Source organism: Amphritea sp. GJ51-11 (genome assembly GCF_055808735.1).
This window is the reverse complement of the sequence record NZ_CM147881.1, coordinates 1138408-1152345: the sequence shown is the minus strand read 5'-3', so window position 1 is coordinate 1152345 and position 13938 is coordinate 1138408. Positions and strand designations below refer to the sequence as shown.

Genomic DNA, 13938 nt, shown 5'->3' with positions numbered 1-13938 from the left:
CGCCATATTTATAGCTGCTGCACCACGATGTTATTTTCTGCCGAGGCGGCCTTTTGGCGCTGTTTATTCTGAGATAGCTCGATAGCGCACTGATCTGGATTGTTAAGGATCACAATACACTCCATACATTGCACACACTCATCGTAGTCGATACTACCATCCCGGTTAATTGAATCGATCTCACAACGTACTCGACACAGCTGACAAGGACTGCCACATTCAGCTCGACGGCTCAACCAACGGAACAGACTAAATTTGCCCAACACCGCCAACCCGGCCCCCAACGGACAGAGGTAACGGCAGAAAAACTTGTGAATAACCATCCCGACCCCGAGCAATAACAGCGCGTAGACCACAAAAGGCCAACTACGCACAAACACCAGCGTTACGGCGGTTTTAAACGGCTCTAGTTCGGCCAAGCGCTCAGCTAGACTGACCGACCAGAAGGCACTCGCCAGTAAAACCAGTAACAATAAATATTTCAGTTTTTGTAATCGATGGTGCAACACTGGGGGAATTTTCAGCTGTTTTAGCTTCAACCAACCACCCAGTTTTGCGGCGATCTCCTGCAGCACACCAAACGGACACAGCCAACCACAAAAGACGCCCCGCCCCCAAAGAAACAGCGAGATAAACACATAGGTCCATAGGACAAACAGCACCGGGTCGAGTAGAAACACCTCTATATCGAAACCTTTAACCAACTGCAGCAACAGGGTATAGATATTCACCACCGAGAGCTGCCCTTGGGCATAAAAGCCGATAAAGAACAGGGTAAACAGCATCACTCCCCAGCGCAGCCGATGAAACAACCGCCGATGAGATGATAAGCGGTGCTGCCAAATAAATGCTGCGCTAACCACCAGCAACGTCAATACAAGACCGGTAATCTGCAACCAACGATCCAACCATAAACGCTGCCACAGAGGCATTGGCTTTTCCTCAACCAGCTCTTGTATATCAAACAGCTCCGCAGGCAATTGATAACTATCACTCAACTCGGCCTGATCGCGGATCAGATGGTTACGGGCTAGATCGAGATCCAATTTCAAGCTCATTGCCTGCGAAGGATCAAAACCGGACTGAGCCTTAATACGGAACACCCCTAGCTGGGTGATCGGCGGTGCATCCGCCGGTAGATGTGGGGTGTTATTATCGAAAAAATCCAGCCCGCGAATATCCACGGGCAAGCCATTTTGCGACATCCCTAGACGACTCGGTACCGTGCCCCGGCGAAATTCGGGTTCGAGAAAACCATAGTCGCCCACCGCCGCTACGAGCAAAGCATGTTCGCCGGGGCGCAACACCTGCTTCAAACGTGCATAGTCCTGCTCGCCGAGTAAGTTTTTACCGGTCACCGGGGTATTCAGATAAGCGTAGTAATATTGTCCCGGCAGATCCGATTGCGCCAGCGCCTGCTGTAACTCAGAATCCGCGTAATCTTGAAGATCGAGGGGGAACTCAGCCTGTAGTGCCTCCTGTGAGATCGTCCAACGGCGCAATAAGCCATGCTGTTCTAAAGCCTGCCAATTATAGGGCTGGTAAACATCCTCACGCACGGTCACCGACGGGGGCCGCGCAAACCCTTCGAGATAGGCTCTTGCCACCTGCAGCGCTGCCGATAACACGGTATCATTCATCACCAGTACCGACACCGTAGCTTTGGTCACACCATCAATATACACCGTGCTAGACCCGCTTTGATCTTGGCCACTACGGCGGCTATCGACAATCACCCGCTTATCAACGGTGACACCTTCATATTGACTAAGAAACTCAAGCATGGGCCGCTCGCCCAAACCATGTAGGAAGATCGGCTCGTGATGACTCAGCACCTTTAAGCGCACCAACTGCCCAGCGGCATCTAAGCCAATCAACAGATTGATCCGCTCGCCGGAAAAGCCGGGTAGATTCGTTAAATCATTGGTTTCAAAAACATATCCCAGCAACTCATCTAACTGATAGACCGGAATCACTTTCGGATTTGGCTGCGGCTCACCGACACGGGTTAACTTAGGAAAAATAGAACGGATATCCGCCTCGGTGATCTCAGCAGAAGCAACAGCGCTGCACAGCATTAACCATAGCAGTGCGATAACTCTAAATAGCGGCATAGACAACATAGACAGACTCCGACGGATAAGTATAAATAATCCAGCCCGAGAGGTTTTTCAGCTATTGTACTTTGCGATCAGTTAACCGCTACTTTGGTTTAATATCCCCCGTTATGACACCACTTGCAGCACCCGTTGACGCACCCAACGACACATAGGGTCGTGATGAAAACGCTCATGCCAGTAGAGAAAAAAGTTAATCATAGGGGACGACAGCTCAACAGGCACCGCCTTGAGAATAATATTGCGCCCTTGAGCGATACGTTGGGCGACAATTTCGGGCAGGATAAACAGCAGGTCGGAAGTGTCACAAAAATCCGCCGCCGTCATAAAGTTCGATAAGCGCAACGCCAGATGCCGCTTATGCCCCAACTCAGCCAATCGGTCATCGATATGCCCCGGCCCTTTACCGGTCATCGACACCAATCCATGACTGGCCGACAGATAACGTTCGAGGGTTAGCTCACCCTCAGCCAGAGGATTATCTGCCGACATCATACAAACAATGCCGGACTGTGCGATCAGCAGTCGACGGTACTGCCCCTCCCCGGCGGAAGGCTCCATGCCCGTCAAACTGAAATGCACCTCGCCAGAATCCAGCAGCTCAAAATGGTTACGCGGCTCGGTTCTCACCTCTAAGCGCATCCGCGGCGCTTCACGGCGCAACACTTTCAACAACGGAGCGACAAAACAGGCGACCTCTAGATCTAAACCGTACACCCTCACCACATCGACGGCCTTAGAGGGATCAAACCGGGGCTGTGCAATCAGTTGCTCAACTCCGCTGGTTAATAACCGCAAGCGTGGCAGAATATCCGTTCCTCGGGCACTCAGATCAAAGCCTTGGGACGTGCGTACCAGCAATGGATCATCGAAGGTGCTTCTGAGCCGCTGCAAAGCCCGACTCACCGCCGGCTGACTCATATTCAGTTGCTCCGACGCCCGGGTTACATGACGGGTTTCCAATAGTGCCTGCAACACCACTAACAGATTGAGATCCACCGACCTTAAATTCACTTCGCGCATAATAATAATCACAACAATGCATTAGATGAATCTATTATGGCGGAATATAGTAAGCCTCACCACTGGAAACATCCGGTCATTGAATTAAAAGGGGAATAACATGTCAGATCAGATCAAGGTAGCGATCGCTTATCACAGCGGATACGGACACACTGAAGTACTGGCTCAAGCCGTTGCAGCTGGGGTCGAAAATGCAGGCGCGACTGCCATTACCCTATCGGTGGCCGACTTAGAGACCATCAACTGGGATGCACTGGCCGATGCCGACGCCATCATTTTTGGTTCGCCTACTTATATGGGATCGGTTAGCGGTCCCTTTAAATGCTTTATGGATGCCACCTCAAAGGTTTGGTACACACAGGGCTGGAAAGACAAACTGGCGGCGGGCTTCACTAACTCCGGTAGCCTAAGTGGCGATAAGCTGAACACCATGGTGCAGATGTCTGTGTTTGCGGCACAGCACAGCATGCTTTGGGTTAGCCTGGGCGTGATGAACGGCAATAACAGCAGTCAGGGCGATCCACAAAGCCTAAACCGGGTCGGTGGATACCTCGGCGCAATGGCCACCAGCAATGCTGATCAAGGCCCTGAATTAGCGCCGCCGCAGTGCGACCGAGATACCGCTCAAGCACTAGGTGCTCGAGTGGCCACCGCCGCGAAGCGTTGGAAACAGTAACCGGATAACACAGCGGGCGGCCAGTTTGCCGCCCGTTTTTAGAGATTGAAGCGATGGCCTTACCTATTAAAGACAGTTCCAGCACCTTTGGTTTAGGCAGCATACTGCTCCACTGGATTGTCGCACTCACCATTATCGGTATGTACCCACTCGGGCTCTATATCGATACGCTGAGTTACTACGACCCGGAATACCAAACGATCCCGGCGTGGCATAAAAGTATCGGCATGATGTTACTCGTGCTGTTAGTACTGCGGATGCTCTGGCGAACCCTTAACCGGACACCCGACCCGCTGCCTCAGCCCAAACCCCTGCTGTGGATAACCAAAGCGGTACATTGGCTGCTGTACCTGCTGCCACTCATTACCCTCGCCTCAGGTTATATGATCTCCACCGCCGATGGTCGTCCCATCTCGGTATTTAACTGGTTTGATGTGCCGGCACTCCCCGCCATCATGGAAAACCAAGAGGATCTGGCGGGAGAAGTACACTACTGGGTTGCCACCTTAATGGTAAGTCTGGCAGGGCTGCACGCCTTGGCTGCACTAAAGCATCACTATATTGAAAAAGATAACACTCTCATCCGCATGATTCGTATATCAAAGGAAAATAACTAATGAACCTAAAAACAATGATTGCTGGCGCGCTGCTGGCGGGCACCATCACCTCGGCGCAAGCTGCTGACTACGTTATCGATACTGGACATGCTTCAGTCAACTTCCGTATTCAACATTTGGGTTACAGCTGGTTAGAAGGCCGCTTTAACGATTTCAGTGGTCAATTCAGCTATGATGCCGCCAACCCTGCTGCAGCAAAAATCACCGTCAATATCAAAACGCCAAGCGTTGATTCCAATCACGCCGAGCGAGACAAGCATATCCGTAGCGGTGATTTCTTAGCGGTTAAGGACTTTCCTGAAGCTAAATTCGAAAGCACCTCATTTACCCCAGCCGCCGATGGCAGCGCAGTACTGAGCGGTAACTTAACCCTGCATGGCGTTACCAAAGCGATCGATATTCAGGTATCAAAAGTAGGTGAAGGTAAAGATCCATGGGGTGGATACCGTGCCGGTTTCAAGGGTACAGCCCAACTGAACCTGAAAGACTTTGATATTAACTACAATCTGGGCCCTGCCTCAGAGAGCGTTTATCTCGACCTAAACGTTGAAGGTATTCGTCAGTAAGCCTTCCTTGTTTATAAATAACGCGCTTAACCATTATGGCTAAGCGCGTTTTTTTATGTTCCGTTATTTGGCCGTGAGGTTCAAAGGCCGTGGCCGCCCCTCGGCATCGATCGCCACGAAGGTGAACCGCCCTTCCGTCACCTTATCGACCTGTTCACTGTGATGGCGCTGCACCCAGGTTTCCACCAGCACCACTAACGATGTATTACCCTGTCGCACTAAACGACAATAGCAGCTCACATCATCACCGATATAAACCGGTTTATGAAAGGTCATCGCATCGACCGCCACCGTCACCACTCGCCCTTTAACTTCCTGCGCCGCAAACACACCGCTGGCAAGGTCCATCTGAGACATAATCCAGCCACCAAAAATATCGCCATCAGGGTTGGCATCCGCCGGCATAGCAATGGTTCTCAGTGACGGTTTACATGTAGGCATGTGTGACATTGTATCTCCTATTAATTTATTCAAACACTGCGCGGTTCAACCCGTCCGCTAAGGCGGGTCAACAAGCTTTCAGCCTGCTGATCGACCAGCAGAAAATCACGGTATTCACCACGAATAAAGGCTTCCTTTGAGGCGTGCTCGATAAAAGCCAGTAGATGGTCGTAGTATCCTTCAATATTCAGCAAGCCAAAAGGCTTATGATGAATACCGATCTGACGCCAAGCCCACACTTCAAACAACTCTTCTAGGGTGCCGGTGCCTCCCGGTAAGGCGATAAAGGCATCCGCCAGCTCCATCATGACCGCCTTACGTTGATGCATGTCCTCAACTTCATGTAGCTCACTCAGTCCGATATGCACCTGTTCACGCTCGACTAATACTTGTGGCATCACGCCACAGACATGACCGCCGGCATCCAGCACCCCATCAGCCACACTGCCCATCAACCCAACACTGGAGCCACCGTACACCAACTCAATATCATGCTGCGCCATCAATTGCCCGAGTTTACGCGCCTCCGCTTGATAGGGGCCGTCTACCCGACCGGATGATGCACCACAATAAACCGCTATCTTCATGTTAACCATCCCATCCCTGTAAGTGAGTGAATATCGCCTTCGCAGGCCTGCTATAACGACTATTCAACAACAGTCAGCCATGAGATTAAAGCGCAAATTCCAATCAGAAAAAATAACCGATGGGCTAAGGCAACAGAATTCCAGCGCGAATACCCTCTAATCGCCCCCATGATGTGGAGCTAAACCCTAATGTTCGCTATAGTTCGCAACCAGTATGCGACTGAAGCAGGATAAACATCATGGCAGGATCTCTACAGGACCAGCTTCTTAAAGCAGGTCTGGCAAATAAACAGCAGGCAAATAAAGCCAAAGCTGAAAAACGTAAGAAAACCAAACAAGCAAAAGCCGTTAAAAAAGGCGAAGTGTTTAAAGACCCAGAAGAGCTAGCACGGGAACAGGCCATCGCCAAAGCGAAAGCAGAAAAGCTTGAGCGTGACCGGGAACTGAATCGCCAACGGGAAGATGAACTGACCCGTCGCTCTATCGATGCTTCATGTTTGCAGATGATGCAGCAGAATGTGATTAATATGCCCGCCGATGGCGATGTTGAATATAACTTTGTCGATGGCACCACCATCAAAAAGCTCTATGTTAGCAAAACCCTGCAAGAGCAATTAGCCAAAGGTAATCTCGCGATCGCTTCTAACAAGGGCCGTTATCAATTGATTCCTGCCGGTGTTGCGGAAAAAATCAGCGAACGTCGCCCCGAGCTGATCATCAGCCAGCAGCAGGTGGAAGAGATCGATCCTGACGATCCTTATGCCGATTTCCAGATCCCCGATGATCTTATGTGGTAAACGGCTTAATAAGCCCCTTGTTATTAATGAGGGGCATTTTCTTAGTCACACCCAACCTATCGGCACGCTCTTTTCACTGCACTCTCTTTCAACAGCACTCATTTCACAGCATCGATTCAATACAGCTTTTTCAACGCCACTCACTTAGCGCTATGCAGCTAGATAACATTGAAAGCAACGACACCTCAATTACCACCAACAAATCCAAGCCATCAATTCGGCCTAAGCAACAAACCCAAACCGCCTCTCACAGCCATTAGTAGCCGTCATTCAGGCTATTTTTAAAGCGTAACCTCGATGTAAAAAAGGCACTATAAAATGATTTAGGGCAATATTGATGTTTTAGCTCGCCAACCGAATAAAGAAATTAACCTATATATTACAATAACTTAAACCAATAAATTCTTTAAAAAATAACACTTTTACTCTTTCAATAAATATCTTAGAATTAAATTAGCTTGAAAGTACGGCCTGTTTTTTATGCACCAAAGAGTCCATCAGATTAACCTGTGTGTCCCTTCGTCATAAATGTAGTTCCTGCATTCTTAGCTTAACCCGTGCGCAGACTACTCTCTGTGCACCCTTATTTTAAAAAAACTATTGTAGGGAATACAATTATGTCTACATCTACTGGTACCGTTAAATGGTTCAATGCCGATAAAGGCTATGGTTTTATCGAACAGGATAACGGTCCTGACGTATTCGTTCACTTCCGCGCGATCAACTCCGATGGCTTTAAGACTCTGAACGAAGGACAGCAAGTATCTTTCGAAGTAACTCAAGGCCAAAAAGGCCCGCAGGCTGAGAACGTTACTTTACTGTAATTGTTGACTGCCCGGCTGCAACCTCCGGGTTGCAGCCCATTCCCTCACAATAGATTCCCTGCACAACAGCAACAGCGCTCAAACCGATTCATCGCGCTAACAATCAACTCTTTTGCCACACCAAAAACTGATTATTCGCGGGCATCTCAATATCATGCATTAATGACAGCCCCGCCGTTATCGCTAACTGGTTTACCGCCTCAAAATCCCGGATACCGCTGGCCGGGTTACGCGCTTTGAGCCATTGATCAAATTCAGCATTGCTCGCGCTGGTAAACCCTTGGTTATAACGGAACGGCCCGTACAGCATCACCCGCCCTTCGGACTGTAGGACTTTATCCAGCCGACTAAACAACGAAACCACCTCGGACCAAGCGATAATATGCAGCGTATTAGCACTGTAGATCACATCGGCCGGCGCTAAGCTATCGGCCCAATCCGCATTCTGTAAATCCAGCCACTGCGGTGACGCAATATTATCGTTACCCTGATTTTCTAAGTTGGCTTGCAGTAACGGCAGCTGCTGACTAATTTCACTTGGCATCCATTGCAGGTTTGGCCACTGCTCCGTGAAATAAACCGCATGCTGCCCCGTGCCGCTACCCACCTCTAACACTGTCTCATCGCCACGCAACACCGCCATCAATACTTGCGAAATAGGCTCGCGATTACGGGCCGATGAGGGTGAGAACCCCATAAATCGATTTACATCAGACGCCATCGTGCAGTATTCCTCTTTTTTTATGGCTTATTTGGCAACGACTCGTGAATAAGAGCCGTGCGGTCTCGATTAAAACACGGTCTATCGAGCATTAGAAAATTTGCCATTTTACATTCGCTATCATGGGGTAAAGCGCATCATTTATCACCCATTTATAGCAACGTATTGAATTGAAAGCGAATAGCAGCGCTCACTTGCCACCCCTTTAAACCTAAAACAGCAAACCTTACGCCATGATGATGCTACAACCACTCAACCGTCATTCGCTAAAGCACGATAAGCAACACAATGGTGAATTTTACTCATCAATTATCTGAAAATTGATCAGCTATCATCGGTGCGACTAAAGTATAGAATACGCGAATTCTTTGAGGCCACGCCTCTTAAACGGTTTCAATTCAGGTCTGACAGCGGGTCGAAGCGCTGAACATGGTTCAGGCCTGAATTAATTTTACACTTATGGGTGAAACATGATTCCATCTGGCATACATCGCGACGTTTATACTCAGGCGGCAAACCTGCGCGCTGAAGTCCAGGCAGAACTGGTGCTGAGCGCATTTTCGCTATTCAAGTCGTCAGTAAAAACGACAACACCGGCTTTTGGCCCACTCTTACGCAGAGCTAACGCCAAAATGACAATGACATCACTGGATAAACCGCTGCTCATCCAATCCGCGGCAGCGTAAACACTTCTCTCTACAGAGCTTTTCTGTGTCTATTCTGTAGACGCTTCTATCACTTAAGCTCTTTTTTTGGCAGGCCACGATGGTCTGCTTTTTTTGTCCAAATATTCCCCCGGCGCAAATCATATTTAAATGACCCCACACCACTGTCATATTTAGCAAGAACACTAGACAAAAATGACAAGCCTCCTGTCATAACTGATACGTCCTATCACTCAGATGCACCACTATCCGCCGGTTACTGAGCCATATGCAAGCTATTGGAGACACTTTATCTTATTGATTTTTAAAATATTAATAACAAACTACACAATAGCGTTACCGATCAGAGACAGTAATTGATGCTATCACTGACAAATCACTAACAATGAGAACCCAATTAAATATAAGTATTTGATTAATAGCGTTTAAATAAAGATAGGCACCAAAATTGTATATATATTTTCATTGCTGCGGCTGATGCCCTCTGATTGTTACGCCCCCCCCCATTAAGCCTAATAACTAGGGTGTTTCAGCTGGAGCAATGACAGCAAAGAAAGCCGCCTCGCGCGGCTTTTTTTATCTCTGCCCCTTTGCCCGGCATCAAACACCTTGGGCTGTCTTAGCAGTGTCATTGTTACGTCATAGCTCACTCTAAACCCCATAACCATAAAACATCTCTGCTCATACCGTTGTCTATCCCTGCATCATAAACCTATCCATTAACGGATAGTCGAGTCGATCAAGTATGATGGCCCAATGGTTAGCCCCAGTAATATACGTCTGCTGTTAATAAAACATTCAGTAAAAGACCCATACAGTAGGGCCAACCGTTGCTTGATTAGCGCGATCGAAAACAAAAAGTTTTCGACTAGCACGCAATTCACACACTAAAGGATTACATGTAATGAAAATCAGCCCGATCAAGTCAACTCTTTTAACCGCTGTTGTTTCCCTGATGGTCACCGCCATGACACTCCCTGCTTACGCACAACAAAGTAGTCCTGGCAGACTTGCTAATGACTGGGCTGTATCGGAAATGAAGCACAATGGAGAAGAGGCAGGGGAACCTAGTGAAACGAAGCTAAGGGGTAATGGCGGTGGCGGTAAGGTTCAAGTCCAAGATCTCCAGGTTATCCGTAACCCAGCCCCTGACATAGAACCGATGAAAAACAAAAAATCACCGGTTAAGCTCAACGGATCTATGGCTAACTAAACGAAAAACAGCCCCACATTGAGATAAAAAAGCCGAGTATGGCTAACATACTCGGTTTTTAACTATCTAACGATTAACTCACTGGCGTTTAGCTCGGCGACCCTTCGATCAGAACCTCTTCGTCCTCTTCTTCAATGCGCCCCTTTTCTGCCCAATACATAATACCCAACGCAAGGGTGCCAAAAAGCGCGAAACCGGTCGTCATTGGGATCAGCGTATTATCGTACATCTGCCCAATAAGCGTGCCTATCAGCATCGACATGATAGAAGAAACCGAACCGATAACCGCAGAAGCGATACCTGCAACATGCCCCATCGGCTCCATCGCTAAGGCATTTACATTGCCAAAGAGAAAGCCAAAACAGAAGAAGAACGTGCCCGCATAACAGAGGAACATCCACAACGTCACGGTAACAAAAGCATGCAGACTCAAAAAGATGATCGAGGCTAACACCACCGCAAAAATAGCACGAAAGGCGATATGTTTTGCGCCATGTTGTTCCACAATACGTGCGTTAATGAGTGATGAAACACCCAACAACAGCGCCAATAAGCCAAAGTAAACCGAGAACAGATTACCAGTGTTGAATTGCACCTGAAAAATCTGCTGTGCCGAATTCAAGTAGCCAATAAAACTACCAAAAAACAACCCCATACAAAGGGTGTAACTGGCAGTGATACGATTGGTTAGCACCTCTTTAAAGCCGTCATAGAAGCCCTTTTGGGTGAACGGTATACGGTGTTCCTTAGGCAAGGTCTCTTTTAACCGTAACAATATCCACAAAATCAAGATCACCGCATACACCAGATACATCTCAAAGATACCGCGCCAATCGGCAAAAAACATAATCGCTTGCCCAAGGCTCGGCGCGATCGCCGGCACGAGTACAAAGATCATCATCACCAACGACATAACACGTGCCATCTGTGAGCCATGGTACAGATCGCGCACCAAAGAGATCGCCGAGATATACGGGCCAGCCACACCTAACCCCTGAATAAAACGCCCGATCAACATCGTCTCTAAGCTATCGGCTTGATAACAGATAACCGTGCCGACCAAGTAAAGGCTGAAGCCAGCAAAGAGTATCGGCCGGCGCCCTAATGCATCCGATAATGGGCCACAAATTAACTGCCCCAACGCCAAGCCCAAAAACAGCATGCTCACTAACAGTTGCGGCTGATTGGCCGTGGTCGCCCCGAGTGCATGGCCGATAACCCCAAGCGCAGGCAACAGTCCATCGATTGAAATAGCAACTATCGACATGAGCAAGGCGACGAGCACGGTAAATTCTTTCGGTGACATGCCTGATGCGGCGCTATTTTGTTGGTTTTCCATAAAATATCCATGTGAAGCATGAGTAAAAATTTGATGATAGCCGAATAGCTCACTCTGACGTTTTGTTAATCAAGCCGTCACCCTGAACTCTTTAGCCGAACCACTCTTCTGATCGCCCTTTGAAACGACCAAACCCTGACAGATTCCCGCAATAAGCAAGTCCGTCATTACCTAGCAATAACAAAAGGATAGTGAAGCAAATGATGACTGAGCCATACCCGGATTAGACTCGTATCGGGTGTTAAAGAATAAGAAGAAAGTGTGTAAATAATATGTAGGTTGCGCCCACACATGAAAGCGCTGAGGATACCCGTAAGAAGAGCGCCCGACAATAGAAAACACCCGAGGCTGAATAAACGCAGGCCGGGGGGCTGCGCGATGATGACTTAACCGGCTTGGGGCTAGGGGGACTTTGAGTTTAGAGATTGGGCTTTAGAGCGAGGGTAAAGGCAAGGCTCAATGGCTGAGCCTTCCTCCTATTCACCGATATAAAGAACGGCGGTGAACACAAAACCGGGCCGTCAAAAACGAAAGATGACCGCCCGCTTGCCTCTTACATCTCACCCTTGGTTTCATAGTTTTCATGCCAGCTTAACGCCTCACTCAAAATGTGCGGCGTATGCATGCCCCGCTTACTGGCACAGGCACGTTCATAATAATCGGTCAGACGATCTTTAAACATCGGATGAGCGCATTTCTCGATAACCACTTTGGCCCGTTGACGCGGAGATAAACCACGCAGATCGGCTAAGCCTTGCTCGGTCACAATCACCTTCACATCGTGTTCCGTATGATCGACATGGGACACCATCGGTACGATGGCAGAAATCGCCCCATTTTTAGCCACAGAGGGCGTCATAAAGATCGACAGCGAACCATTACGCGCAAAGTCACCGGAGCCGCCGATACCATTCATAATACGAGAGCCCATGATATGGGTCGAGTTCACATTACCGTAGATATCCGCTTCGATCAGACCGTTCATGGCGATAATACCTAAACGGCGGACAATTTCAGGGTGGTTACTAATATCTTGTTGACGCAGAATGATTTTCTCACGATAGAAATCGATATTTTCATTCAGATCTTCCAACGCCGTAGGGCTTAAAGAGAAAGCCGTTGCAGAGGCCACCGACAAGGTACCGGACTTCAGCATATGCAGCATACCGTCCTGTATGACTTCGGTGTAAGCAGTCAGGTTTTTATAACCACCCTGCTCTAAGCCACTCAATACAGCATTCGGAATATTACCCACGCCGGATTGCAGCGGTAACAACTCTTTAGGAAGCCGTCCCTGTTTCACTTCATGGGCAAAAAAATCAATAATGTTTGCCGCAATTTGAGTGGAAATCGCATCCGGTGGATTAAACGCGCTGTTACGGTCCGGCGCTGAGGTTTCGACCACCGCAACAATTTTTTCGAGAGGAATATCTAAATATTTTTCGCCAATACGATCGGCGGGCGTATTAATCAGAATAGGTTTACGGTTAGGTGGTAGTGCAGTGCCATAATAGATGTCATGCATGCCTTCGAGCTTGATACTTTGCTGATCATTGACCTCTAGAATAACGAGATCCGCTTGCTCTACCCAAGTTTTATTATTACCCACCGAAGAGGACGGAATAATACGACCGTCGGCATGTATGGCCGCCACTTCAATCACGGCAACATCCAGCTTGCCTAAAAATCCTGACCAAGCATATTGCGAAACCTCAGATAGGTGCATATCCACATAATCCATCACCCCATCGTTGATTTGTTGACGACACACAGGATCGGATTGATATGGAAGGCGCATATTAATGCCCTCTACCTCGGCGAGCACACCATCCAATTCCGGCGCAGTCGATGCCCCAGTCCACAAATTGATTCTAAATTCCTTACCTAATTCTTTCTGCGCCTTAGCTTTTCTAACCAGTGCGGCAGGAATAGATTTAGGATAACCCGCTCCCGTAAAACCACTCATACCGACCGTGTGTCGGTCTTGTAAGAAAGAAACGGCTTCATCAGCGGACATAATTTTTTTGCGCAGGATTGGACATTCGACACGCGATGTAGAAAACATGCATACTCCAGATAAAACTTCGTTGAAACGACAAACGGGGTGGCTAGACGTACCTTCTAGGGATAAGTGGCAAACGCACCTAAAGCCTAACGAAACGACCCTAATTTAATTGCGGCGTACTGTACCTCACCGAGAATAAGTCGATATAAGACCTAGGTTGTAGACACCCACTAAGTAAACGATGTTAAAGACGCTATTCTCGATATGCGCTTAATGATACTGAGCAGCCTATCGATGATGCAATTCGCTAAAAGTAGTGTTGCAACATGATATGCCCCAGCGATAGG

At 48.3% G+C, this 13938-nt stretch carries 14 protein-coding genes; 6 read left to right on the top strand and 8 right to left on the bottom strand.

Annotation, left to right across the window (positions count from 1 at the left end):
- Window positions 1–8: 8 nt before the first annotated feature.
- Together AC0L4K_RS05005 and AC0L4K_RS05000 are read right to left on the bottom strand one after the other, a co-directional pair.
- Window positions 9–2123 (bottom strand): 4Fe-4S binding protein, encoded by a 2115-nt coding sequence (locus AC0L4K_RS05005; protein ID WP_473268437.1) that lies wholly within the window; start codon window positions 2121–2123, stop codon window positions 9–11.
- A 102-nt stretch (window positions 2124–2225) separates the two neighbouring features.
- Window positions 2226–3140, bottom strand: a complete 915-nt coding sequence (locus tag AC0L4K_RS05000; RefSeq protein WP_473268436.1) for a LysR family transcriptional regulator — start codon at window positions 3138–3140, stop codon at window positions 2226–2228.
- Between the two features lie 100 nt (window positions 3141–3240).
- Here AC0L4K_RS05000 and AC0L4K_RS04995 point away from each other — a divergent pair, with 100 nt between their 5' ends.
- The 3 genes from AC0L4K_RS04995 to AC0L4K_RS04985 are packed head-to-tail and all read left to right on the top strand — an operon-like array spanning window position 3241 to window position 4999.
- A complete protein-coding gene (locus AC0L4K_RS04995; RefSeq protein ID WP_473268435.1) occupies window positions 3241–3816 on the top strand; it encodes a flavodoxin family protein in 576 nt (191 codons plus the stop codon).
- A 53-nt stretch (window positions 3817–3869) separates the two neighbouring features.
- Window positions 3870–4433, top strand: coding sequence for a cytochrome b (locus AC0L4K_RS04990; RefSeq protein ID WP_473268434.1), 564 nt, complete (start codon window positions 3870–3872; stop codon window positions 4431–4433).
- On the top strand, window positions 4433–4999 hold the full coding sequence (locus AC0L4K_RS04985; RefSeq protein WP_473268433.1) for a YceI family protein: 567 nt from the start codon (window positions 4433–4435) through the stop codon (window positions 4997–4999). Before AC0L4K_RS04990 ends, AC0L4K_RS04985 begins: the two co-directional genes overlap by 1 nt.
- A 63-nt stretch (window positions 5000–5062) precedes the next feature.
- On the opposite strand, the gene AC0L4K_RS04980 is transcribed toward AC0L4K_RS04985, so the two are convergent.
- Window positions 5063–5449 carry an acyl-CoA thioesterase gene (locus tag AC0L4K_RS04980; RefSeq protein ID WP_473268432.1) on the bottom strand — a complete coding sequence of 129 codons (387 nt, stop codon included), beginning with the start codon at window positions 5447–5449 and terminating at the stop codon, window positions 5063–5065.
- A gap of 20 nt (window positions 5450–5469) precedes the next feature.
- Window positions 5470–6027 (bottom strand): LOG family protein, encoded by a 558-nt coding sequence (locus tag AC0L4K_RS04975; RefSeq protein WP_473268431.1) that lies wholly within the window; start codon window positions 6025–6027, stop codon window positions 5470–5472.
- Between the two features lie 239 nt (window positions 6028–6266).
- Here AC0L4K_RS04975 and AC0L4K_RS04970 point away from each other — a divergent pair, with 239 nt between their 5' ends.
- Both AC0L4K_RS04970 and cspE read left to right on the top strand, forming a co-directional pair.
- On the top strand, window positions 6267–6824 hold the full coding sequence (locus tag AC0L4K_RS04970; RefSeq protein ID WP_473268430.1) for a DUF2058 domain-containing protein: 558 nt from the start codon (window positions 6267–6269) through the stop codon (window positions 6822–6824).
- Window positions 6825–7441: 617 nt separating this feature from the next.
- The gene (gene cspE / locus AC0L4K_RS04965; RefSeq protein ID WP_473268429.1) at window positions 7442–7648 is read left to right on the top strand and encodes a transcription antiterminator/RNA stability regulator CspE; all 207 of its coding nucleotides are present in this window, start codon (window positions 7442–7444) and stop codon (window positions 7646–7648) included.
- A gap of 103 nt (window positions 7649–7751) precedes the next feature.
- Here the strand turns inward: cspE and AC0L4K_RS04960 are convergent, their stop codons facing one another.
- Window positions 7752–8369 carry a DUF938 domain-containing protein gene (locus tag AC0L4K_RS04960; protein WP_473268428.1) on the bottom strand — a complete coding sequence of 206 codons (618 nt, stop codon included), beginning with the start codon at window positions 8367–8369 and terminating at the stop codon, window positions 7752–7754.
- A gap of 505 nt (window positions 8370–8874) precedes the next feature.
- Window positions 8875–9036: a hypothetical protein gene (locus AC0L4K_RS04955; protein ID WP_473268427.1), complete on the bottom strand. Its 162-nt coding sequence runs from the start codon at window positions 9034–9036 to the stop codon at window positions 8875–8877.
- A gap of 902 nt (window positions 9037–9938) precedes the next feature.
- Between AC0L4K_RS04955 and AC0L4K_RS04950 the strand changes: the two genes are divergently transcribed.
- Window positions 9939–10247: a hypothetical protein gene (locus AC0L4K_RS04950; RefSeq protein ID WP_473268426.1), complete on the top strand. Its 309-nt coding sequence runs from the start codon at window positions 9939–9941 to the stop codon at window positions 10245–10247.
- Between the two features lie 88 nt (window positions 10248–10335).
- On the opposite strand, the gene AC0L4K_RS04945 is transcribed toward AC0L4K_RS04950, so the two are convergent.
- Together AC0L4K_RS04945 and AC0L4K_RS04940 are read right to left on the bottom strand one after the other, a co-directional pair.
- Window positions 10336–11586 (bottom strand): multidrug effflux MFS transporter, encoded by a 1251-nt coding sequence (locus tag AC0L4K_RS04945; protein WP_473268424.1) that lies wholly within the window; start codon window positions 11584–11586, stop codon window positions 10336–10338.
- A 553-nt stretch (window positions 11587–12139) separates the two neighbouring features.
- Window positions 12140–13651 (bottom strand): acetyl-CoA hydrolase/transferase family protein, encoded by a 1512-nt coding sequence (locus AC0L4K_RS04940; RefSeq protein WP_473268423.1) that lies wholly within the window; start codon window positions 13649–13651, stop codon window positions 12140–12142.
- Window positions 13652–13938 lie beyond the last annotated feature (287 nt).

Bases quoted from the DNA above. Each gene is read 5' to 3' on its own strand.
- AC0L4K_RS04970 (WP_473268430.1), top strand. From the start codon at position 6,267: ATGGCAGGATCTCTACAGGACCAGCTTCTTAAAGCAGGTCTGGCAAAT.
- cspE (WP_473268429.1), top strand. From the start codon at position 7,442: ATGTCTACATCTACTGGTACCGTTAAATGGTTCAATGCCGATAAAGGC.
- AC0L4K_RS05000 (WP_473268436.1), bottom strand. From the start codon at position 3,140: ATGCGCGAAGTGAATTTAAGGTCGGTGGATCTCAATCTGTTAGTGGTG.
- AC0L4K_RS04975 (WP_473268431.1), bottom strand. From the start codon at position 6,027: ATGAAGATAGCGGTTTATTGTGGTGCATCATCCGGTCGGGTAGACGGC.
- AC0L4K_RS04955 (WP_473268427.1), bottom strand. From the start codon at position 9,036: ATGAGCAGCGGTTTATCCAGTGATGTCATTGTCATTTTGGCGTTAGCT.
- AC0L4K_RS05005 (WP_473268437.1), bottom strand. From the start codon at position 2,123: ATGTTGTCTATGCCGCTATTTAGAGTTATCGCACTGCTATGGTTAATG.
- AC0L4K_RS04980 (WP_473268432.1), bottom strand. From the start codon at position 5,449: ATGTCACACATGCCTACATGTAAACCGTCACTGAGAACCATTGCTATG.
- AC0L4K_RS04995 (WP_473268435.1), top strand. From the start codon at position 3,241: ATGTCAGATCAGATCAAGGTAGCGATCGCTTATCACAGCGGATACGGA.
- AC0L4K_RS04945 (WP_473268424.1), bottom strand. From the start codon at position 11,586: ATGGAAAACCAACAAAATAGCGCCGCATCAGGCATGTCACCGAAAGAA.
- AC0L4K_RS04950 (WP_473268426.1), top strand. From the start codon at position 9,939: ATGAAAATCAGCCCGATCAAGTCAACTCTTTTAACCGCTGTTGTTTCC.
- AC0L4K_RS04940 (WP_473268423.1), bottom strand. From the start codon at position 13,651: ATGTTTTCTACATCGCGTGTCGAATGTCCAATCCTGCGCAAAAAAATT.
- AC0L4K_RS04985 (WP_473268433.1), top strand. From the start codon at position 4,433: ATGAACCTAAAAACAATGATTGCTGGCGCGCTGCTGGCGGGCACCATC.
- AC0L4K_RS04990 (WP_473268434.1), top strand. From the start codon at position 3,870: ATGGCCTTACCTATTAAAGACAGTTCCAGCACCTTTGGTTTAGGCAGC.
- AC0L4K_RS04960 (WP_473268428.1), bottom strand. From the start codon at position 8,369: ATGGCGTCTGATGTAAATCGATTTATGGGGTTCTCACCCTCATCGGCC.